The organism is Klebsiella sp. JB_Kp031, assembly GCF_040064295.1.
Classification (GTDB): domain Bacteria; phylum Pseudomonadota; class Gammaproteobacteria; order Enterobacterales; family Enterobacteriaceae; genus Klebsiella; species Klebsiella quasipneumoniae.
In genome coordinates this window covers 321,142-340,745 of sequence record NZ_JBEAJW010000040.1, presented here as the reverse complement: position 1 = coordinate 340,745, position 19,604 = coordinate 321,142, and the positions used below count along the sequence as shown (strand labels likewise).

The window sequence follows — 19,604 nt, the reverse complement described above, 5'->3', positions numbered from 1 at the left end:
CGTCGCCTTCCAGCGCTTTCAGAGCAGAACCACGAACGATCGGGGTGTCGTCGCCCGGGAAATCGTACTGAGACAGCAGTTCACGAACTTCCATCTCAACCAGTTCCAGCAGCTCTTCGTCATCAACCATGTCGCATTTGTTCAGGAACACGATGATGTACGGAACGCCTACCTGACGACCCAGCAGGATGTGCTCACGAGTCTGCGGCATCGGGCCGTCAGTCGCAGCAACAACCAGGATCGCGCCGTCCATCTGCGCAGCACCGGTGATCATGTTTTTAACATAGTCGGCGTGGCCCGGGCAGTCTACGTGCGCGTAGTGGCGAGTCGGGGTGTCATATTCAACGTGAGAGGTGTTGATGGTGATACCACGAGCTTTTTCTTCCGGCGCGTTATCGATCTGGTCGAATGCGCGAGCGGAACCACCGTAGGTTTTAGCCAGAACGGTAGTGATGGCAGCAGTCAGGGTAGTTTTACCATGGTCAACGTGGCCGATAGTACCAACGTTGACGTGCGGTTTTGTACGTTCAAATTTTTCTTTAGACACGGCTATATTCCTTACTATAGTGCTCTCCCCTTCGGAGAGAGCACGGGACTTAGGTTTTAATCCTGTGGATTATTTACCACGGGCTTCAATAACGGCCTGAGCAACGTTGTTCGGCGCATCATCATACTTCAGGAATTCCATGGTGTATGATGCACGACCTTTGGTCAGAGAACGCAGCTGAGTTGCATAACCGAACATTTCGGACAGCGGTACTTCAGCGTGGATCTTAACGCCGGTTACTTCGGATTCCTGACCGCGCAGCATACCGCGACGACGGCTCAAGTCACCGATAACGTCACCAGTGTTCTCTTCCGGAGTTTCTACTTCAACCTTCATGATCGGCTCAAGCAGAACTGGTTTTGCTTTCTTAAAGCCTTCTTTAAAGGCAATAGACGCAGCCAGTTTAAACGCCAGCTCAGAGGAGTCAACGTCGTGGTAAGAACCGAAGTGCAGACGGATACCCATATCAACTACCGGGTAACCTGCCAGCGGACCAGCTTTCAGCTGTTCCTGGATGCCTTTATCAACGGCCGGGATGTATTCGCCAGGAATTACACCACCTTTGATGTCGTTGATGAACTCGTAACCTTTCGGGTTAGAGCCCGGCTCCAGCGGGTACATGTCGATCACAACGTGACCGTACTGACCACGACCACCAGACTGCTTGGCGTGTTTACCTTCGATATCGGTAACTTTCGCGCGAATCGCTTCACGGTAAGCAACCTGAGGTTTACCGACGTTCGCTTCAACGTTGAATTCACGCTTCATACGGTCAACGATGATGTCGAGGTGCAGCTCACCCATACCGGCGATAATGGTCTGGTTAGACTCTTCGTCAGTCCATACGCGGAAAGACGGGTCTTCTTTAGCCAGACGACCCAGAGCCAGACCCATTTTTTCCTGGTCAGCTTTGGTTTTCGGCTCAACGGCGATGGAGATTACCGGCTCAGGGAATTCCATACGCTCCAGAATGATCGGCGCATCCGGGTCACACAGGGTGTCACCAGTAGTTACGTCTTTCAGACCGATTGCAGCAGCGATGTCGCCCGCGCGAACTTCTTTGATCTCTTCACGTTTGTTAGCGTGCATCTGTACGATACGACCGAAACGCTCACGTGCAGCTTTCACGGAGTTCAGTACGGTATCACCAGAGTTAACCACACCGGAGTACACGCGGAAGAAGGTCAGGTTGCCCACGAACGGGTCGGTAGCGATTTTGAACGCCAGTGCAGAGAACGGCTCGTCGTCGCTTGCGTGACGCTCAGCCGGAGTATCTTTACCGTCGTCCAGGATGCCGTTGATCGCCGGAACGTCAACCGGGGATGGCAGGTAGTCAACTACCGCATCCAGCATCGCCTGAACACCTTTGTTCTTGAACGCAGAACCACAGGTTACCAGGATGATTTCGTTGTTCAGAACGCGCTGACGCAGAGCTTTTTTGATCTCTTCTTCAGTCAGTTCTTCACCACCCAGGTATTTTTCCATCAGCTCTTCAGAAGCTTCAGCTGCGGACTCGATCAGGTTCTGGTGCCATTCGTCAGCCAGGTCCTGCATGTCAGCCGGGATATCTTCGTATTCGAAGGTTACGCCCTGGTCTGCATCGTTCCAGTTGATGGCTTTCATTTTCACCAGGTCAACAACGCCGGTGAAACCTTCTTCAGCACCAATTGCCAGCTGCAGCGGAACCGGGTTCGCGCCCAGACGGGTTTTGATCTGACCAACAACTTTCAGGAAGTTAGCGCCCATGCGGTCCATTTTGTTAACGAACGCGATGCGCGGAACTTTATATTTGTTTGCCTGACGCCATACGGTTTCAGACTGCGGCTGAACACCACCAACTGCGCAGTAAACCATTACCGCACCATCAAGAACACGCATGGAACGTTCTACTTCGATAGTGAAGTCAACGTGCCCCGGGGTGTCGATGATGTTTACACGGTGCGGTTCATACTGCTTAGCCATACCAGACCAGAATGCAGTAGTCGCAGCGGAAGTGATGGTGATACCACGTTCCTGCTCCTGCTCCATCCAGTCCATGGTAGCGGCGCCGTCATGAACTTCACCGATTTTGTGGTTTACACCGGTGTAGAACAGAATACGTTCGGTAGTAGTGGTTTTACCGGCGTCGATGTGCGCACTGATACCGATGTTACGGTAGCGTGCGATGGGTGTTGTACGAGCCATTTGATTCCTCGTTTATTTCTTTAGGCGTTCAGTTAAGTTATCCAGAGCGGGCGACTCATCTGAAGCGCCCGCCTGGTGACTATGACTCCGAAGGGATTACCAACGGTAGTGAGCGAACGCCTTGTTGGCTTCGGCCATACGGTGAACGTCTTCACGTTTCTTAACTGCAGTACCTTTGTTGTCTGCAGCATCAGTGAGTTCGTTCGCCAGGCGCAGAGCCATGGATTTATCACCGCGTTTACGAGCAGCTTCAACGATCCAACGCATTGCCAGGGCATTACGACGGACCGGACGAACTTCAACTGGAACCTGATAAGTAGAACCACCTACGCGGCGGGACTTAACTTCGACAGTCGGGCGCACGTTTTCGAGCGCAACTTCGAAGGCTTCCAGTTCAGATTTACCAGAACGCTGAGCCAGGGTCTCCAGCGCGCTGTATACGATAGTTTCTGCAGTAGATTTTTTACCATCTACCATCAGGATATTGACAAATTTAGCCAGCAGTTCTGATCCGAACTTCGGATCCGGCAGAATTTTACGCTGACCAATGACGCGACGACGTGGCATGGAAATACTCCGTTGTTAATTCAGGATTGTCCAAAACTCTAAGAGTTTAGTATGACATTAAGATAAATCAGTTTGGCCTTACTTAACGGAGAACCATTAAGCCTTAGGACGCTTCACGCCGTACTTGGAGCGAGCCTGCTTACGGTCTTTAACGCCGGAGCAGTCAAGCGCACCACGAACGGTGTGGTAACGAACACCCGGAAGGTCTTTAACACGACCGCCACGGATCAGGATCACGGAGTGCTCCTGCAGGTTGTGACCTTCACCACCGATGTAGGAGGTGACTTCGAAACCGTTAGTCAGACGCACACGGCAAACTTTACGCAGTGCGGAGTTCGGTTTCTTAGGAGTGGTGGTATATACGCGAGTACATACGCCACGTTTCTGCGGGCAGGCTTCCAGCGCTGGCACGTTGCTCTTTGCAACTTTGCGCGCGCGTGGTTTGCGTACCAGCTGGTTAATTGTTGCCATTAAATAGCTCCTGGTTTTAGCTTTTGCTTCGTAAACACGTAATAAATCGCCTCATATATTATGAGGACGCAGAATTTTAGGGCGGTGCCGAAAAGGTGTCAAGAAATATACAACGATCCCGCCATCACCAGGCCAACTGACCGGCATGTTTGACTGTGAGTCTGACGAAATCAGTATAGCTAACCCTGCCGACACTGTCCGCAATTTGACCAGTTAGCCCGCGGGCGTCAACGTCGTCTTGCAGCACGTAAAGGGTTATGGGGGCGGATTGCAGGATCTCAAGGAAGCGGCCGCCGGCGATAGCCGCCGCGACGCCATCAGACAGCAGTAACAGATCGTCACCTTGCTCCATCAAGCGAAGCATTGCTGCGATATCGGCATGCCAGGGAGAAACACTGAGCGTATGGAGCATGGGGGCCTCAGAAACGCAAAATCACATCAAATTCATGCAGACGGGCGCGCAGGGCATCCGGCGCCAGGCATTCGGCATCCACCACCCACGGGGTCGTGGGATCCAGGCCGCGCTCTCGCGCCGACTCGGCGCACAGCCAGCACTGGTCGATATCGTATAGCGACAGCAGTTTAAAGGTGGCGATGTAGTCGCGGGCCAGCACAGCACCAGGCCGCTGGGCGGGCAACAGCTGAAACACGCCGTCGCCTACGAAAAACACGCCAATCTCGTCGGTGAGGGCGGAGGTGGCTAATAAGGCATCGAGGCCTTCCCTGCCGGCGGCGCTGCCGTGCGGTGCGGAAGAAAAAACGAAAGCCACACGTTTCATCAGAACTGTACCATCCGATCGCAAGTGAGCGCCGCTTCGGCCAGCGCGCCAAGTCCGCTTAACGTAAAACCCGGCTGCAGATTATGGCCAGGCAGAGCGAGCTGTTGCGCTTCGCGTTCGTCCGTTACGCCACGACGCAGGGCGGCCGCCACGCAGATATGCAGCGCGACGCCGTGCTCATTGTGGAGGGATTGCCACCCGCGCACCAGATCGAACTCATCGCTGGCGGGCGCCGTCAACTGGTTAGCGTTAAGCACGCCTTCGCGATAGAAAAAAACGCACGCCAGCTCATGGCCTTCCTGCAGCACGGCCTGAGCAAATTGCCAGGCGCTGCTCGCCTGCTGCGTGCCATAGGCAGGTCCGGTCACCGTGAGGGCAAAACGCATTACTTATCCAGCCCCTGGAAATCACCGCTTTTGAACTGGCGAATATAGAGGTAGACGGTGTGCTTGGAGATATTCAGACGATCGGCCACCTGGTTAATGGCGTCTTTAATATCGAAGATCCCTTTCTCGTAGAGATTCAGCACGATTTGACGGTTTTTAGCATTGTTCGACACGCTGCGATCGGCATTCACCTCTTCGATGGTGAATTCCAGAGTCTGGGCGACCAGATCGTCAACCGAGGAAGCAAAGTTCACCGGCGAGTTAACCTCAGGCGTTTCTGGTGGAATAAAGGTGCTCATGATCTGCGAAAACGGCACATCCAGATTCATGTTGATGCACAACAGACCAATCACCCGGTGATCGCGGTTGCGGATGGCAATCGTCACCGACTTCATCAGGACGCCGCTTTTGGCGCGGGTAAAGTAGCATTTGGAAACGCTGCTATCGGCGCCCGTCATATCGTGCAGCATGCGCAGCGCAAGATCGGTAATCGGTGAACCGATTTGGCGGCCGGTATGTTCACCATTGGCGATACGGATGGCAGAGCATTTCAGATCCTGCAAAGAATGCAGCACGATTTCACAGTGCGAACCGATGAGCATCGCCAACCCGTCCACCACCGCTTCATAAGATTTAAGAATATCGAAATCGGTCTGGTCAAAGGGACGTTGATCCAGCAGGTCAAGCTCGCTGGTTTCGTTGGTTAAAAGCGACCTGGACATGAAAAAAAGCACTCCTTTTCAGGAGCCTGTCGTTATTGTCAGGGCAGGCTCATCATCATTATTAAGCTATCTAAAGTAATACAGCGCCTGAGGATCTTTCCAGTTTTAATTATATCTGCGCGCAATAAAAAAGCCGCCGCCTCTGACGAGACGGCGGCCTGAACCCGATTACTTCTTAGCGTCAGCTTTCGCGTCTGCGGCTTTCGCATCGCCAGCGGCTTCCGGCTGAGCATCTGCTTTCGGCGCCGGTTTGATATCCAGCAGCTCTACATCAAAGACCAGCGTGGAGTTGGCCGGGATCCCCGGGACGCCGGTTTTGCCGTAGGCCAGATCTGGCGGAATGACCAGCTTGATTTTGCCGCCTTTCTTGATGTTCTTCAGGCCTTCAGTCCAGCCCGGGATCACCCCGTCGAGACGGAAAGAGAGCGGCTCGCCGCGGGTATAAGAGTTATCAAACTCTTTGCCGTCGATCAGCGTACCTTTGTAGTTAACCACCACGGTGTCGCTGTCTTTAGGCGCATCGCCAGTGCCTTCTTTCTCGACTTTATACAGCAGGCCAGTCTTAGACGTTTTCACGCCCTTCTCTTTGGCAAAGCTGTCACGGAAAGCTTTACCTTTGGTTTCGTTCTCAGTAGCGTCTTTTTCCATTTTCTGCTGAGCTGCGGTCTTCACGCGTGTTTCAAAGGCCTGCAGAGTCTGTTCGATCTCCTGGTCGGACAGTTTGCTCTTATCGGCAAACGCGTCCTGTACGCCGGCGATCAGCTGGGCTTTATCCAGCTTAATGCCCAGTTTTTCTTGTTCTTTCAGGGAGTTTTCCATGTAACGCCCCAGGGACGCGCCCAGCGCATAGGCTGATTTCTGATCGTCATTTTTAAATGCCGATTTACTCTCAGCCGCCGGGGCTGCTTTCGCCGCGGTATCTGCAGCAAAGGTCAGCGGTGCATTCAGGGCGACGGCCATTGTGGTCGCCAGCAGCGTTACTTTAAACAGTGATTTCATCCATTTCTCCAGGGCCGGGGCCTCTCACCCCAAGGTTATCGTAAAAAGCAAAAAACGTACTATAGAACGTCGCCGTTAAAATCTACATACGGACGTTCCTGAATATCGCCTCTTTTAGGACTATTTTTGTATGAATAAGTTTCCTGTAGGACGCAGCGATGCTGCGCGCCGGGGGAAACTTAAGTAGAATCCGCCCGCAGGATCAGACTAAAGAGGTTACCCATGCACGATAGCACATTAGAAACGCGCCTTGCGGAGCTGGAAAGCCGGCTGGCGTTTCAGGAAATCACCATCGAAGACCTCAACAAAACCGTGACCGCCCACGAGATCGAGATGGCGAAGATGCGGGAGCATATGCGTCTGATGATCGAGAAGCTGAAGGCGACCCAACCCTCCCATATCGCCTCCCAGGCTGAAGAAACGCCACCGCCGCACTATTGAGGCGTAAAAAAAGCGGGTTTCCCCGCTTTTTGTCATCTTCGTGCCTAGGCGCAAAGATTAGTGGCAGCCGCAGCCACCGTGGCCGCCGCAGCCGCCTTTACCATGGTCGTGGCCATGATCGTGGTCGTGACCGTGACCGCCGCAGCAGCCATCGTGACCATGATCGTGGTCGTGATCGTGACCATGCGCGCCGTGCACGTGACCGTGCTCCAGCTCTTCAGCGGTCGCTTCGCGGATGGCGACAACTTCCACATTGAATTTCAGGTTCTGGCCTGCCAGCATGTGGTTGCCATCAACCACAACGTGGTCGTCTTCAACTTCAGTGATTTCTACTGGTACCGGACCCTGATCGGTTTCCGCCAGGAAGCGCATGCCAACCTGCAGTTCATCAACGCCCATGAAGACGTCTTTCGGTACACGCTGCACCAGGTTTTCGTCATACTGACCGTAAGCGTCGTTAGCGCCGACGGCTACGTCAAATTTATCGCCCACTTCGTGGCCATCCAGCGCGTTTTCCAGACCGGAAATCAGGGAGCCGTGACCGTGCAGGTAATCCAGCGGCGCGCTTACCGGAGACTCATCAACCAACACACCGTCTTCTGTACGTACCTGATAGGCCAGGCTGACCACCAGGTCTTTTGCTACTTTCATGATATCTCCTGAGATGGGAAGAATAGTGGCGCAGATTGTAGCGGAATTCTGCTGCCGTGTACCCTTTAGCTTAAAAAAAGCCGACGGATAACGCTAGTCGGGATGAAAAATGCCAATCACCTGCTCCTCTTTGCGTACATGCTCACGGGCCTCTTTATCCGCCTCACGCATCTGATGACCGCACTTAACGCATTCAACAACATCGACATTATTCTCACGCCACATCGCCAGTGAATCCTGCGCCTGGCACGCCGGACATTTCGCCCCGGCAATAAAACGTTTACGCACTGCCATATGATTTACCTTTATTCAAACTCGTCCCAGCCGTCCAGCTGCCGGCTCTCTTTCTGCATTTCGCGCTGAAAAATCTCTTCCAGTTCGCGCCGGGCTTCCCGCACGCGTGATATCTGTACCGTATCAGTATGCACCGGCATTAACTCACGCAGCATTCGCATATCGAGGCGTCGGAAGTGCAGCTGCGCGCGCTGGGCCTGGTGAGGATGCATCCCCAGGGTAATGAGGGCTTTACGCCCCAGCTCAAGCGCACTGGAGAAAGTCTCACGAGAAAACTGCGTCACGCCGGCCTGCAGCAGCTCATGCGCCTCGACGCGCCCGCGAGCGCGGGCCAGGATGTGCAGATGTGGAAAGTGTTGTTGACACATCTCCACCAGCCGCATGGTGTCTTCCGGCTCATTACAGGTAATGACGATCGACTGCGCCTCCTCCGCCCCTGCCGAGCGCAGCAGCTCCAGCTGGGTAGCGTCACCAAAATAGACTTTATAGCCATAGTTGCGCATCAGATTTACCGCGCTGATGTCTCGCTCCAGCACCGTAATACGCATCTTATTAGCCATCAGCAGGCGACCGATGACCTGGCCGAAACGGCCAAAGCCAACAATAATCACCTGCGGTTTATCGTCCTCTACCCACGGCGCTTCATCGGTATCCTCCGCTGGATTCAGGCGTCGCGACAGTATCTTATCGATCCCTTTCATCAGCAGCGGCGTGGTCATCATCGACAAGGTGACGGCCACCAGCAGCAGCGCCATCTGGTCGTGCTGGAACAACCGCTGCGAGGCGGGCAGCGAAAAGAGGACAAACGCGAACTCGCCGCCCTGGCTTAATACGCCCGCAAACTGCATACGTTCGGAACTCCGCAGGCCATAGAGACGGGCCAGCAGATAAAGCACCAGCATTTTTACCGCCACCAGCACCGCCACGCTCACCGCCACCCACAGCAGATGGGTGTACAGCACGCCAAGGTTCAGCGCCATACCGACGGAGATAAAGAACAGCCCAAGCAGCAGCCCCTTGAACGGATCGATGGCGATCTCCAGTTCATGGCGATACTCGCTTTCCGCCAGCAGCACGCCGGCGATAAAGGTACCCAGCGCCATCGACAGCCCCAGCGCCTCCATAAACAGGGCGGATCCGAGGACCAGCAGCAGCGTGGCGGCAGTGAACACTTCCCTGACCCCGGAGCTGGCGATAAAGCGGAACACCGGCCGCAGCAGATAGCGACCGCCAATCAGCATCCCGGCAAACGCCAGGACCTTCATGCCGACCGTCAGCCAGTTCACATGCTCATCCGCGGAACCAGCCAGCAGAGGCACCAGCGCCAGCGCCGGGATCACCGCCAGATCCTGAAACAGCAGGACCGAAAAGCCTAACTGCCCTGATTCGCTGCGGCTCATTCCCTTCTCGCGCATCAGCTGCAGTGCAATCGCGGTAGAGGACATCGCCAGGCCAATCCCGCCGACCACCGCCGCCTGCCATGAAAACCCTGTCGTCATCAACAGACCGCCGAGGATCGCCGCGCTGAGCATCACTTGCGCCGCGCCAACGCCGAAGATGGAGCTTCGCAGCCGCCATAGCTTAGCGGGATTGAGCTCCAGGCCGATGATAAACATCAGAAACACCACGCCGAGTTCAGAGAAATGGAGAATTTCATCCACATCGCTGATAAACCCGAGCCCCCAAGGGCCAATGGCGATCCCAGCCAGCAGATAGCCCAGCACCGCGCCAATCCCCAGTCTTGAAGCCAGAGGGACAGCGATGACGGCCGCGAACAAAAACAGCACCCCCGCCAGCAGCAGATCAAATCCCGCCATGGACACCTCCGGCGGCTAGGGGGTTGGCCAGCCAGTCCCGATAGGCCAGGGCGCGGCTGCGCAGCTCCTCTGGCTGCTGCCGCCGGGCCCAGTAGACGATAATGGGGCTCATCCAGTGCATACGGCACATACCGGCGGTCAGTTCAAAAGGACGCAGAATATCGTTCATCGGATAGCGATTTGCATCGCGACGGTAAGCGCTCTCTGGTTCGCCGGTGGTGATCACGCTGCGCCAGTACTTTCCCGCCAGTTCGTTCCCTCCGGCGCCGCTGGCGAAGCCGCGGCTTAAGACACGATCCAGCCACTCTTTGAGCAGCGCAGGACAGCTCCAGGTATATAAAGGATGCTGGAAAACAATCACCTCATGCTGGCGCAGCAGGTCCTGTTCGTGAGCAATATCGATAAAAAAATCCGGATAGTGCGCGTAGAGATCGTGCACGGTGACGTTCGGCAACTGTAAGGCGGGTTGTAATAAAACCCGGTTGGCCACGGAATCCTGAGATTCTGGGTGGGCATACAGCAGCAACACTTTCGCTGTCTGAGACATCATTCCCCTCCCGTAGGTCTTCTGACGGCCTGCACAGCCCCGGCTTTTTGACACAGCCAGAATGACTTTGTGTATCGTCTTCGTTTTGGGCTACCATGGCGGCCCGGTGAAGCGATTCGCTTCCAAACTACATTATCATAATGACAAATTAACATAGTCTGAACATACGGCGCCTTATGATTGTTTTCTCCTCGTTACAAATTCGTCGCGGCGTACGCGTCCTGCTGGACAACGCCACCGCTACCATCAACCCTGGCCAGAAGGTCGGTCTGGTGGGGAAAAACGGCTGCGGGAAATCGACGCTGCTATCGCTTTTGAAAAACGAGATAAGCGCTGACGGCGGCAGTATGACCTTTCCCGGCAACTGGCAGCTGGCCTGGGTGAATCAGGAAACCCCGGCCCTGCCGCAGCCGGCAATCGATTATGTCATTGACGGCGATCGTGAATATCGCCAGCTGGAAGCCGCGCTCCAGCAGGCTAACGAGCGCAACGACGGCCATGCCATCGCCACCGTTCACGGCAAGCTGGACGCCATCGACGCCTGGACCATCCGCTCCCGCGCCGCCAGCCTGCTGCACGGCCTGGGTTTCAGCAATGAACAGCTTGAGCGGCCGGTCAGCGATTTTTCCGGCGGCTGGCGTATGCGCCTTAATCTCGCGCAGGCGCTGATCTGCCGCTCCGATCTGCTGCTGCTCGATGAACCGACTAACCACCTCGACCTTGATGCGGTGATCTGGCTGGAGAAGTGGCTGAAGGGCTACACGGGGACGCTGATCCTGATCTCCCACGATCGCGATTTCCTCGATCCTATCGTCGACAAAATTATCCACATCGAACAGCAGACGATGTTTGAGTACACCGGCAACTACAGTTCGTTTGAAGTGCAGCGCGCCACCCGGCTCGCTCAGCAGCAGGCGATGTACGAAAGCCAGCAGCAGCGTGTCGCGCATCTGCAAAGCTATATCGATCGCTTCCGCGCCAAAGCCACCAAAGCCAAGCAGGCGCAGAGCCGTATTAAAATGCTGGAGCGGATGGAGCTCATCGCCCCGGCGCACGTGGATAACCCGTTCCACTTCAGCTTCCGCCAGCCGGAGAGCCTGCCTAACCCGCTGCTGAAGATGGAGAAAGTCAGCGCCGGCTATGGCGAGCGTATTATCCTCGACTCCATCAAGCTCAATCTGGTGCCGGGGTCGCGTATCGGTCTGCTGGGCCGCAACGGCGCCGGGAAATCGACGCTGATTAAGCTCCTGGCTGACGAACTCCAGCCCGTAAGCGGGGAGATCGGCCTCGCCAAAGGCATCAAGCTCGGCTACTTCGCCCAGCATCAGCTGGAGTTTCTGCGCGCCGATGAGTCGCCGCTGCAGCATCTGGCGCGCCTGGCGCCGCAGGAGCTGGAGCAGAAGCTGCGCGATTATCTGGGCGGCTTTGGTTTCCAGGGCGATAAGGTCAGCGAAGAGACCCGCCGCTTCTCCGGTGGAGAAAAGGCGCGTCTGGTGCTGGCCCTGATCGTCTGGCAGCGCCCTAACCTGCTGCTGCTCGACGAACCGACCAACCATCTCGACCTCGATATGCGTCAGGCTTTAACCGAAGCGCTGATCGACTTTGAAGGGGCGCTGGTGGTCGTATCGCACGATCGCCACCTGATCCGCTCCACCACCGACGATCTGTACCTTGTCCACGATGGCAAAGTCGAACCGTTCGACGGCGATCTGGAAGATTATCAGCAGTGGCTCAGCGACTCGCAAAAACAGGAGTCCCAGAGCGGCGACGCGCCAAAAGAGAGCGGCAACAGCGCGCAAGCGCGCAAAGACCAGAAGCGTCGGGAAGCGGAGCTACGCAGCCAGACCCAACCGCTGCGCAAAGAGATCGCCCGTCTGGAAAAAGAGATGGATAAGCTCAACGCGCAGCTGGCCAGTGCAGAAGAGAAACTTGGCGACAGCGAACTCTACGACGCCTCGCGTAAAGCAGAACTAACTGAATGCCTGCAGCAGCAGGCCAGCGCGAAATCCGGGCTGGAGGAGTGCGAAATGGCCTGGCTGGAGGCACAGGAGCAGCTGGAGCGCATGCTTCAGGAAGGCTAATCGCCGCGTCATCATTCTGCCTGCGCCTACTACGGCGCGGGCAGAGTGTATTTCTGCCCGCCCTCGCGGTCTGGCCATCAGTGACATCAATGGTTTGTTGTGGTGTAACCTGGCGTCACTGGCCACAAGACCACATATTGGCTAACTCCTGCGCGCCCTGCGCGGTATAGTCATCATCACGTTTATTAATTATTCTGGTGCTATGGTTGAAATCATCCCCACAGACATGACGCCCCCCGAAAACGATTCGCGTGAGTTCCATCCCATGCGCGGCGTGGGCAATCGTCATCTGCAAACCATGCTGCCGCGGCTGATCCGCCGTAAATTGCGCTTTACCCCGCACTGGCAGCGCCTTGAGCTGCCAGACGGCGATTTTGTCGATCTCGCCTGGAGCGAAGACCCGCACCAGGCGTGCCACAAGCCGCGCCTCGTCGTCTTTCATGGTCTGGAAGGGAGTCTGCACAGCCCGTATGCCCATGGACTGATCCACGCGGCGATGCAGCGCGGCTGGCTTGGCGTAGTCATGCATTTTCGCGGCTGCAGCGGCGAACCTAACCGCAATCACCGCATCTATCACTCCGGCGAAACGGAAGATGGCACCTGGTTTCTGCACTGGCTGCAGCGCGAGTTTGGCCCCGCGCCGACCGCCGCCGTCGGCTATTCGCTGGGCGGCAATATGCTGGGCTGCCTGCTGGCAGAAGAAGGCGACCGCTGCCCGCTGGATGCGGCGGTGATCGTCTCCGCGCCTTTCATGCTGGAAGCCTGCAGCTATCATATGGATAAGGGCTTCTCGCGGGTTTATCAGCGCTACCTGCTCAATCTGTTAAAAGCCAACGCCTCACGCAAGCTGAAAGCGTATCCTGGCTCGCTGCCCGTCGATTTACGTCAGCTCAAAGGGATGCGCCGCATCCGGGAATTTGACGATATGATCACCGCCAAAATCCATGGCTTTGCCGATGCGCTGGATTACTACCGGCAATGCAGCGCCATGCCGCGGCTCAGCGATATCACTAAGCCGACGCTCATCATTCACGCGAAAGACGATCCGTTTATGGACCACCATTCCATTCCCCCGCAGGAACAACTGCCGGCGAACGTCGAGTATCAATTGACTGAACAAGGCGGCCACGTTGGCTTCGTCGGCGGCACCCTGCGTAAACCGGAGATGTGGCTGGAAAGACGCATTCCCGACTGGTTAAACCGCTGGCTGGAGGTTCCCGTATGATTATTCCCTGGCAGGATCTGGATCCCGAAACGCTGGATAACCTGATTGAAAGCTTTGTGTTACGTGAAGGCACCGATTATGGTGAACATGAACGTTCACTTGCCGATAAAGTCGCCGATGTAAAACAGCAGCTGAAACGCGGAGAGGCAGTCCTCGTGTGGTCGGAACTGCATGAGACGGTCAATATTATGCCGCGCGCGCTGTTTAACGGCTAAGGCGACGCCACTACATCGTTTAACCAGGGAGTTGTTATGTCTGCCAAACATCCGGTGATCGCCGTCACAGGCTCCAGCGGCGCGGGCACTACCACCACCAGCCTCGCCTTTCGCAAAATCTTCGCGCAGCTAAATCTGCACGCTGCGGAGGTGGAAGGCGACAGCTTTCATCGCTACACCCGCCCGGAAATGGACATGGCGATCCGCAAAGCGCGGGATCAGGGCAAACATATCAGCTACTTTGGCCCGGAGGCGAACGACTTCGGTCTGCTGGAACAGACCTTTGTCGACTATGGCCGCCATGGCAAAGGTCAGTCGCGTAAATACCTCCACACCTATGACGAAGCCGTGCCGTGGAATCAGGTGCCGGGAACCTTCACCCCGTGGCAGCCGCTGCCGGAGCCGACGGACGTGCTGTTCTATGAGGGGCTGCACGGCGGGGTTGTCACGCCGCAGCATGATGTCGCCAGCCATGTCGACCTGCTGGTCGGGGTCGTGCCTATCGTTAATCTCGAGTGGATACAGAAACTCATTCGCGACACCAGCGAGCGCGGCCACTCCCGGGAGGCGGTGATGGACTCCGTCGTCCGATCGATGGAAGATTACATCAACTTCATCACCCCGCAGTTTTCCCGCACCCACATCAACTTTCAGCGCGTGCCGACGGTGGACACCTCCAACCCGTTTGCCGCGAAAGCGATCCCCTCTCTGGACGAGAGCTTTGTGGTGATCCATTTCCGCAATCTGCAGAACATCGACTTCCCCTGGCTGCTGGCGATGCTACAGGGCTCGTTTATCTCGCACATGAACACTCTGGTGGTGCCGGGCGGTAAAATGGGGCTGGCGATGGAGCTTATTATGGCGCCGCTGGTCGAACGCCTGATGGAAGGCCGCAAGATCGGCTAACAGAAAAAACCCCGGCCAGGCCGGGGTTAAGAAAATTCACAACAGCAGGCGAAGACTACGCCTCGATCACTTCATAGGAATGGGTGATCTTCACCGCTTTTTCCAGCATCAGCGCCACCGAGCAGTATTTCTCTGCCGACAGATCCACCGCACGGGAGACCGCGGCATCTTTCAGCGCCTTACCGGTGACGATAAAGTGCAGATTAATATGCGTGAACAGGCGCGGCGCCTCTTCCCGGCGTTCAGAGGTCAGCTTCACTTCGCAGTTAGTCACCTCATGGCGACCTTTTTGCAAAATGGAGACCACATCGATCGCACTGCAACCGCCCGCCGCCATCAGCACCATTTCCATCGGACTGGGCGCCTTATCCCCGGAGTTGCCATCCATCAGAATCTGGTGTCCTGACGCGGACTCCCCGATAAAGGTTAACCCTTCAACCCATTTCACACGCGCTTGCATAAAATTTAACTCCAGTATCGCAATATTCTTGTCAGATTACGCGCACATAACAATTCTCGCAACGGAAGGCGACCTGCGTCATGCTGAAGCGAGACACCAGGAGACATGCGGCGAAAGCTATGCTAAAACAGTCTGGATGCTACAGTAATACATTGATGTACTGCATGTATGCAGAGGAGTTCACATTACGGGCTGTCGAAAAATCATCAGCCAGCTTCCCAGGTATAGGGAAACAATACGATTGCATGCCCGGACGCCGTGTAGTGTCGGCGCCCGGAGATAGCTTATAACAGAGGATAACCGCGCATGGTGCTTGGCAAACCGCAAACAGACCCTACCCTTGAATGGTTCTTGTCTCATTGCCACATTCATAAGTACCCATCAAAGAGCACGCTGATCCACCAGGGTGAGAAAGCAGAAACGCTGTACTACATCGTTAAAGGCTCCGTGGCTGTACTCATCAAGGATGAAGAAGGTAAAGAGATGATCCTCTCCTACCTCAACCAGGGCGATTTCATCGGTGAATTAGGCCTGTTTGAAGAGGGTCAGGAGCGTAGCGCCTGGGTACGGGCGAAAACCGCATGTGAAGTGGCCGAAATCTCTTATAAGAAATTCCGTCAGCTGATCCAGGTGAACCCGGACATTCTGATGCGTCTCTCTTCGCAAATGGCTCGCCGTCTGCAGGTGACGTCTGAGAAAGTGGGCAACCTCGCCTTCCTCGACGTGACGGGCCGTATCGCCCAGACGCTGCTGAACCTGGCGAAGCAACCCGATGCCATGACCCACCCGGACGGTATGCAAATTAAAATTACCCGTCAGGAAATTGGTCAGATCGTCGGCTGCTCTCGTGAAACCGTTGGCCGTATTTTGAAAATGCTGGAAGATCAGAACCTGATTTCCGCCCACGGTAAAACTATCGTCGTCTACGGTACCCGTTAAGTTGCTAAGCGGCGTATTGCTCCTGCAGTACGCCGTTTTTGTTTTTCCCTCATGTGGCGCAGGCTGATTTACCACCCGGAAGTTAACTATGCACTGCGGCAAACGCTGGTGCTGTGTCTGCCTGTGGCCATCGGTCTTCTGCTCGGCCATCTCCAGCAGGGGCTCCTGTTCTCCTTAGTCCCCGCCTGCTGCAACATCGCCGGCCTCGACACCCCGCATAAGCGCTTTTTTAAACGTCTGATTATCGGCGGCTGTCTGTTTGCCGGATGCAGCCTGGTGGTGCAGCTGCTGCTCGCCCAGGCGATTCCTCTGCCGCTTATTCTCAGCGGCCTGGCGCTATTGCTCGGCGTCACCGCGGAGATCAGTTCGCTGCACGCGCGCCTGCTGCCCGCGTCGCTGATCGCCGCCATTTTTACTCTCAGCCTGGCGGGCAATATGCCCATCTGGGAGCCGCTGCTGATCTACGCCTTCGGCACGCTATGGTACGGCGTGTTTAACTGGTTCTGGTTCTGGCTGTGGCGTGAACAGCCGCTGCGGGAGTCGCTCAGTTTGCTCTACCGGGAACTGGCCAATTATTGCGAAGCCAAATATAGCCTGTTGACCCAGCATACCGATCCCTCGACCGCCCTGCCGCCGCTGCTCATCCGCCAGCAGAAGGTGGTCGATTTAATCACCCAGTGCTATCAGCAGATGCATATGCTGGCCGCCAACCAACGTAACGACCACAAACGTCTTCTGCGGGCGTTCCAGATGGGGCTGGATCTACAGGAGCATATTTCGGTCAGCCTGCATCAGCCGGAAGAGGTGCAAAAACTGGTAGAACGCAGCCATGCCGAAGCGGTGATCCGCTGGAACGCGCAGACCGTCGCCGCCCGTCTGCGGGTGCTGGCGGATGACATGCTCTATCATCGCTTTCCGCAGCGCTTCCAGATGGATAAACAGATCGGCGCCCTGGAAAAGATCGCCCGCCAGCATCCGGACAACCCGGTCGGCCACTTCTGCGCCTGGCACTTCAGCCGCATCGCCCGGGTGCTGCATACCCAGCGCCCGCTGTATGCCCGGGATCTGATGGCTGACAAAGAGCGTCGTTTACCGCTGTTTCCCGCGCTAAAAAACTATCTGTCGCTGAAATCGCCCGCGCTGCGCAATGCCGCCCGCATCAGCGTGATGCTGAGCATCGCCAGCCTGATGGGCAACGCCCTGCATTTGCCGAAGCCCTACTGGATCCTGATGACGGTGCTCTTTGTTACCCAGAATGGCTATGGCGCCACGCGGGTTCGTATTGTCCACCGGGCGGCGGGGACGCTCGCCGGCCTGATCATAGCCGGGCTGACCTTGCACTTTCACGTTCCGGAGAGCTACACCCTGAGCGGGATGCTGCTGATCACACTGCTCAGCTATCTGATTATCCGCAAACACTATGGCTGGGCGATGGTGGGCTTTACGGTGACGGCGGTATATACCCTGCAGCTGCTGACGCTCAACGGCGAACAGTTTATTATCGCCCGGCTGATCGACACGCTGATCGGCTGCCTAATCGCCTTCGGCGGGATGGTCTGGCTGTGGCCGCAGTGGCAGAGCGGCCTGCTGAAAAAAAACGCCCACGATGCGCTGGAGGCCGACCAGCAGGCGATTCGCCTGATCCTCAGCCCCGATCCCAAAGCGCCCGCGCTGGCCTATCAACGTATGCGCGTTAATCAGGCGCACAACGCGCTCTACAACTCCCTGAATCAGGCGATGCAGGAGCCGGGGTTCAATACCCACTACCTGGAAGATATGAAGCTATGGGTGACGCACAGCCAGTTTATCGTCGAACATATCAACGCCATGACCACCCTGGCCCGGGAGCATACGATGCTCACCCCGGATCTTGCCCAGCGCTATCTCGAATCCTGTGAGATTGCCCTGCAGCGCTGTCAGCAGCGGCTGGACAGCGATGGCCCCGGCAGCACAGGGGATGTCAATATTATGGAGTCACCGGAAAGCGAGGTGCCGATCGGTCCGTTAAGCACCCTGGAGCAGCATCTGCAACGCATTCTGGGCCATCTGAACACCATGCACACTATCTCGTCTGTAGCATGGCGTCAGCGGCCGCATCATGGCATCTGGCTACGGAAGATCAGCCGTTAATCACCTTTGCCACTGCCTGGGCAAAGCGCGCCATCCCCTCGGCGATATCCTGCTCTTCGATGATCAGCGAGGGAACAAAACGCATCACGTCCGGCCCGGCGTTAAGCACCATGACGCCGGCTTCCGCAGCGGCATAGAGGAAATCGCGCGCGCGGCCCTTGTGCTGCGGCTTAAGTTCGGCGCCAATCAGCAGGCCCATCCCGCGAATATCACTGAACAGATCAAACTCGGCATCCAGCTGCTGCAGGTGTTTGACGAACAGTTCGCGTTTCGCGTTCACGCCATCCAGCACCGCCGGAGTATTGATCAGATCGAAAGCGGCGTTGGCGACCGCGCAGGCCAGCGGGTTGCCGCCGTAGGTTGACCCATGGGAACCGGCATGGAAGGCGCTGGCGATCTCGTGGGTGGTCAACATGGCGCTGACCGGGAAACCGCCGCCCAGCGCTTTCGCGCTGGTGAGAATATCCGGGGTTACGCCATAGTGCATATAGGCGAACAGCGATCCGGTACGCCCCATACCACACTGCACTTCATCAAAGACTAACAGCGCCTGGTGCTGATCGCACAGTTCGCGCAGTCCTTGCAGGAACGCCGGCGTTGCTGCCGTCACGCCACCTTCGCCCTGAATCGGCTCCACCACCACCGCGCAGGTGTGGTCATCCATCACCGCTTTTACCGCCTGCAGGTCGTTGAAGGGAACATGGACAATATCCGCCGGTTTAGGGCCGAAACCATCGGAGTACTTCGGCTGCCCACCGACCGAGACGGTAAACAGAGAGCGGCCATGAAAAGCGTTATGGAAGGCGATGATTTTGGTTTTATATGGGCTATGGCGGGTCACCGCATAGTGACGCGCCAGCTTAAAGGCTGTTTCATTGGCTTCGGTACCGGAGTTCATAAACACCACTCGCTCGGCGAAGGTGGCATCGACAAGCTTACGTCCCAGGCGCAGCGCTGGCTCATTGGTAAAGACGTTGCTGGTATGCCACAGCGTTTCGCCCTGCTCGTGAAGCGCCGCCACCAGCGCCGGGTGGCAATGGCCCAGCGCCGTCACCGCGATACCGCCGGCGAAATCAATATACTCTTTGCCCTGCTGATCCCAGACGCGGCTGCCTTTCCCCTTTACCGGGATGAATTCTGCCGGTGCATAAATTGGCAAAATAACTTCATCGAATGTGGCGCGGGTGATTGCCGGTTGTTCAGTTGCCATGTCTTGCCCATCCCTCTTCGTTATGCAGATATG

General features: G+C 56.3%; 22 protein-coding genes. 7 read left to right on the top strand and 15 right to left on the bottom strand.

All coding sequences use genetic code 11. The annotated features are described in order from the left end of the window. The 9 genes from ABLV64_RS21365 to fkpA all read right to left on the bottom strand — a co-directional run. A partial coding sequence (locus ABLV64_RS21365; protein WP_101991359.1) for a GTP-binding protein occupies positions 1-547 on the bottom strand: 547 nt, incomplete at its 3' end. Between the two features lie 69 nt (positions 548-616). Next, positions 617-2,731, bottom strand: a complete 2,115-nt coding sequence (fusA, locus tag ABLV64_RS21360) for an elongation factor G (RefSeq protein ID WP_004202222.1) — start codon at positions 2,729-2,731, stop codon at positions 617-619. 96 nt (positions 2,732-2,827) lie between these two features. After that, positions 2,828-3,298 (bottom strand): 30S ribosomal protein S7, encoded by a 471-nt coding sequence (gene rpsG, locus ABLV64_RS21355; RefSeq protein ID WP_002920113.1) that lies wholly within the window; start codon positions 3,296-3,298, stop codon positions 2,828-2,830. Between the two features lie 96 nt (positions 3,299-3,394). Beyond that, entirely contained in the window at positions 3,395-3,769 is a 375-nt protein-coding gene (rpsL, locus tag ABLV64_RS21350) for a 30S ribosomal protein S12 (protein ID WP_002920115.1), read from the bottom strand. 124 nt (positions 3,770-3,893) lie between these two features. Further along, positions 3,894-4,181: a sulfurtransferase complex subunit TusB gene (gene tusB, locus ABLV64_RS21345; RefSeq protein ID WP_004202221.1), complete on the bottom strand. Its 288-nt coding sequence runs from the start codon at positions 4,179-4,181 to the stop codon at positions 3,894-3,896. A 7-nt stretch (positions 4,182-4,188) separates the two neighbouring features. Then, the gene (gene tusC, locus ABLV64_RS21340; RefSeq protein WP_348842982.1) at positions 4,189-4,548 is read right to left on the bottom strand and encodes a sulfurtransferase complex subunit TusC; all 360 of its coding nucleotides are present in this window, start codon (positions 4,546-4,548) and stop codon (positions 4,189-4,191) included. Further along, on the bottom strand, positions 4,548-4,934 hold the full coding sequence (tusD, locus tag ABLV64_RS21335; protein ID WP_004202218.1) for a sulfurtransferase complex subunit TusD: 387 nt from the start codon (positions 4,932-4,934) through the stop codon (positions 4,548-4,550). Before tusD ends, tusC begins: the two co-directional genes overlap by 1 nt. Continuing rightward, positions 4,934-5,656, bottom strand: a complete 723-nt coding sequence (locus ABLV64_RS21330; protein ID WP_002920130.1) for a transcriptional regulator — start codon at positions 5,654-5,656, stop codon at positions 4,934-4,936. Before ABLV64_RS21330 ends, tusD begins: the two co-directional genes overlap by 1 nt. Before the next feature lie 168 nt (positions 5,657-5,824). Further along, positions 5,825-6,655: an FKBP-type peptidyl-prolyl cis-trans isomerase gene (gene fkpA, locus ABLV64_RS21325; protein WP_004202215.1), complete on the bottom strand. Its 831-nt coding sequence runs from the start codon at positions 6,653-6,655 to the stop codon at positions 5,825-5,827. A gap of 222 nt (positions 6,656-6,877) precedes the next feature. Between fkpA and ABLV64_RS21320 the strand changes: the two genes are divergently transcribed. Then, positions 6,878-7,096, top strand: a complete 219-nt coding sequence (locus ABLV64_RS21320) for a protein SlyX (protein ID WP_002920136.1) — start codon at positions 6,878-6,880, stop codon at positions 7,094-7,096. Between the two features lie 57 nt (positions 7,097-7,153). On the opposite strand, the gene slyD is transcribed toward ABLV64_RS21320, so the two are convergent. The 4 genes from slyD to kefG form a co-directional block, all read right to left on the bottom strand. Then, positions 7,154-7,747 carry a peptidylprolyl isomerase gene (gene slyD / locus ABLV64_RS21315; RefSeq protein ID WP_004202213.1) on the bottom strand — a complete coding sequence of 198 codons (594 nt, stop codon included), beginning with the start codon at positions 7,745-7,747 and terminating at the stop codon, positions 7,154-7,156. Positions 7,748-7,840: 93 nt separating this feature from the next. Then, positions 7,841-8,041 carry a YheV family putative zinc ribbon protein gene (locus ABLV64_RS21310; protein ID WP_002920143.1) on the bottom strand — a complete coding sequence of 67 codons (201 nt, stop codon included), beginning with the start codon at positions 8,039-8,041 and terminating at the stop codon, positions 7,841-7,843. A gap of 11 nt (positions 8,042-8,052) precedes the next feature. Continuing rightward, positions 8,053-9,858, bottom strand: coding sequence for a glutathione-regulated potassium-efflux system protein KefB (kefB, locus tag ABLV64_RS21305; protein ID WP_348842981.1), 1,806 nt, complete (start codon positions 9,856-9,858; stop codon positions 8,053-8,055). After that, entirely contained in the window at positions 9,845-10,408 is a 564-nt protein-coding gene (gene kefG, locus ABLV64_RS21300; protein ID WP_004202208.1) for a glutathione-regulated potassium-efflux system ancillary protein KefG, read from the bottom strand. The genes kefB and kefG overlap by 14 nt, the downstream gene beginning before the upstream one ends. A 173-nt stretch (positions 10,409-10,581) precedes the next feature. Here kefG and ABLV64_RS21295 point away from each other — a divergent pair, with 173 nt between their 5' ends. The 4 genes from ABLV64_RS21295 (at position 10,582) to ABLV64_RS21280 (ending at position 14,832) form a co-directional block, all read left to right on the top strand. Next, entirely contained in the window at positions 10,582-12,486 is a 1,905-nt protein-coding gene (locus ABLV64_RS21295; protein WP_186384518.1) for an ABC transporter ATP-binding protein, read from the top strand. A 226-nt stretch (positions 12,487-12,712) separates the two neighbouring features. Next, positions 12,713-13,711, top strand: coding sequence for a hydrolase (locus ABLV64_RS21290; RefSeq protein WP_072140368.1), 999 nt, complete (start codon positions 12,713-12,715; stop codon positions 13,709-13,711). Continuing rightward, positions 13,708-13,926 carry a YheU family protein gene (locus ABLV64_RS21285; protein ID WP_002920151.1) on the top strand — a complete coding sequence of 73 codons (219 nt, stop codon included), beginning with the start codon at positions 13,708-13,710 and terminating at the stop codon, positions 13,924-13,926. The genes ABLV64_RS21290 and ABLV64_RS21285 overlap by 4 nt, the downstream gene beginning before the upstream one ends. Before the next feature lie 36 nt (positions 13,927-13,962). Then, a complete protein-coding gene (locus ABLV64_RS21280) occupies positions 13,963-14,832 on the top strand; it encodes a phosphoribulokinase (protein ID WP_004202201.1) in 870 nt (289 codons plus the stop codon). Between the two features lie 55 nt (positions 14,833-14,887). Here the strand turns inward: ABLV64_RS21280 and ABLV64_RS21275 are convergent, their stop codons facing one another. After that, the gene (locus tag ABLV64_RS21275) at positions 14,888-15,292 is read right to left on the bottom strand and encodes an OsmC family protein (RefSeq protein ID WP_004202200.1); all 405 of its coding nucleotides are present in this window, start codon (positions 15,290-15,292) and stop codon (positions 14,888-14,890) included. Positions 15,293-15,598: 306 nt separating this feature from the next. Here ABLV64_RS21275 and crp point away from each other — a divergent pair, with 306 nt between their 5' ends. After that, positions 15,599-16,231 carry a cAMP-activated global transcriptional regulator CRP gene (gene crp / locus ABLV64_RS21270; RefSeq protein ID WP_000242758.1) on the top strand — a complete coding sequence of 211 codons (633 nt, stop codon included), beginning with the start codon at positions 15,599-15,601 and terminating at the stop codon, positions 16,229-16,231. Between the two features lie 51 nt (positions 16,232-16,282). Continuing rightward, positions 16,283-18,361: a YccS/YhfK family putative transporter gene (locus tag ABLV64_RS21265; RefSeq protein WP_032456678.1), complete on the top strand. Its 2,079-nt coding sequence runs from the start codon at positions 16,283-16,285 to the stop codon at positions 18,359-18,361. Here the strand turns inward: ABLV64_RS21265 and ABLV64_RS21260 are convergent. After that, positions 18,351-19,571, bottom strand: a complete 1,221-nt coding sequence (locus tag ABLV64_RS21260; protein ID WP_004202198.1) for an aspartate aminotransferase family protein — start codon at positions 19,569-19,571, stop codon at positions 18,351-18,353. The two genes, ABLV64_RS21265 and ABLV64_RS21260, sit on opposite strands and share 11 nt — an antisense overlap. Between the last annotated feature and the right edge of the window lie 33 nt (positions 19,572-19,604).

What these genes read in the sequence shown, in the direction of transcription:
- slyD (WP_004202213.1), bottom strand. Translation starts at nt 7,747, where the DNA reads ATGAAAGTAGCAAAAGACCTGGTGGTCAGCCTGGCCTATCAGGTACGT.
- crp (WP_000242758.1), top strand. Translation starts at nt 15,599, where the DNA reads ATGGTGCTTGGCAAACCGCAAACAGACCCTACCCTTGAATGGTTCTTG.
- ABLV64_RS21330 (WP_002920130.1), bottom strand. Translation starts at nt 5,656, where the DNA reads ATGTCCAGGTCGCTTTTAACCAACGAAACCAGCGAGCTTGACCTGCTG.
- tusB (WP_004202221.1), bottom strand. Translation starts at nt 4,181, where the DNA reads ATGCTCCATACGCTCAGTGTTTCTCCCTGGCATGCCGATATCGCAGCA.
- ABLV64_RS21275 (WP_004202200.1), bottom strand. Translation starts at nt 15,292, where the DNA reads ATGCAAGCGCGTGTGAAATGGGTTGAAGGGTTAACCTTTATCGGGGAG.
- ABLV64_RS21265 (WP_032456678.1), top strand. Translation starts at nt 16,283, where the DNA reads ATGTGGCGCAGGCTGATTTACCACCCGGAAGTTAACTATGCACTGCGG.
- fusA (WP_004202222.1), bottom strand. Translation starts at nt 2,731, where the DNA reads ATGGCTCGTACAACACCCATCGCACGCTACCGTAACATCGGTATCAGT.
- ABLV64_RS21320 (WP_002920136.1), top strand. Translation starts at nt 6,878, where the DNA reads ATGCACGATAGCACATTAGAAACGCGCCTTGCGGAGCTGGAAAGCCGG.
- ABLV64_RS21280 (WP_004202201.1), top strand. Translation starts at nt 13,963, where the DNA reads ATGTCTGCCAAACATCCGGTGATCGCCGTCACAGGCTCCAGCGGCGCG.
- ABLV64_RS21310 (WP_002920143.1), bottom strand. Translation starts at nt 8,041, where the DNA reads ATGGCAGTGCGTAAACGTTTTATTGCCGGGGCGAAATGTCCGGCGTGC.
- tusD (WP_004202218.1), bottom strand. Translation starts at nt 4,934, where the DNA reads ATGCGTTTTGCCCTCACGGTGACCGGACCTGCCTATGGCACGCAGCAG.
- tusC (WP_348842982.1), bottom strand. Translation starts at nt 4,548, where the DNA reads ATGAAACGTGTGGCTTTCGTTTTTTCTTCCGCACCGCACGGCAGCGCC.
- kefG (WP_004202208.1), bottom strand. Translation starts at nt 10,408, where the DNA reads ATGATGTCTCAGACAGCGAAAGTGTTGCTGCTGTATGCCCACCCAGAA.
- kefB (WP_348842981.1), bottom strand. Translation starts at nt 9,858, where the DNA reads ATGGCGGGATTTGATCTGCTGCTGGCGGGGGTGCTGTTTTTGTTCGCG.
- fkpA (WP_004202215.1), bottom strand. Translation starts at nt 6,655, where the DNA reads ATGAAATCACTGTTTAAAGTAACGCTGCTGGCGACCACAATGGCCGTC.
- ABLV64_RS21290 (WP_072140368.1), top strand. Translation starts at nt 12,713, where the DNA reads ATGACGCCCCCCGAAAACGATTCGCGTGAGTTCCATCCCATGCGCGGC.
- ABLV64_RS21295 (WP_186384518.1), top strand. Translation starts at nt 10,582, where the DNA reads ATGATTGTTTTCTCCTCGTTACAAATTCGTCGCGGCGTACGCGTCCTG.
- ABLV64_RS21285 (WP_002920151.1), top strand. Translation starts at nt 13,708, where the DNA reads ATGATTATTCCCTGGCAGGATCTGGATCCCGAAACGCTGGATAACCTG.
- rpsG (WP_002920113.1), bottom strand. Translation starts at nt 3,298, where the DNA reads ATGCCACGTCGTCGCGTCATTGGTCAGCGTAAAATTCTGCCGGATCCG.
- rpsL (WP_002920115.1), bottom strand. Translation starts at nt 3,769, where the DNA reads ATGGCAACAATTAACCAGCTGGTACGCAAACCACGCGCGCGCAAAGTT.
- ABLV64_RS21260 (WP_004202198.1), bottom strand. Translation starts at nt 19,571, where the DNA reads ATGGCAACTGAACAACCGGCAATCACCCGCGCCACATTCGATGAAGTT.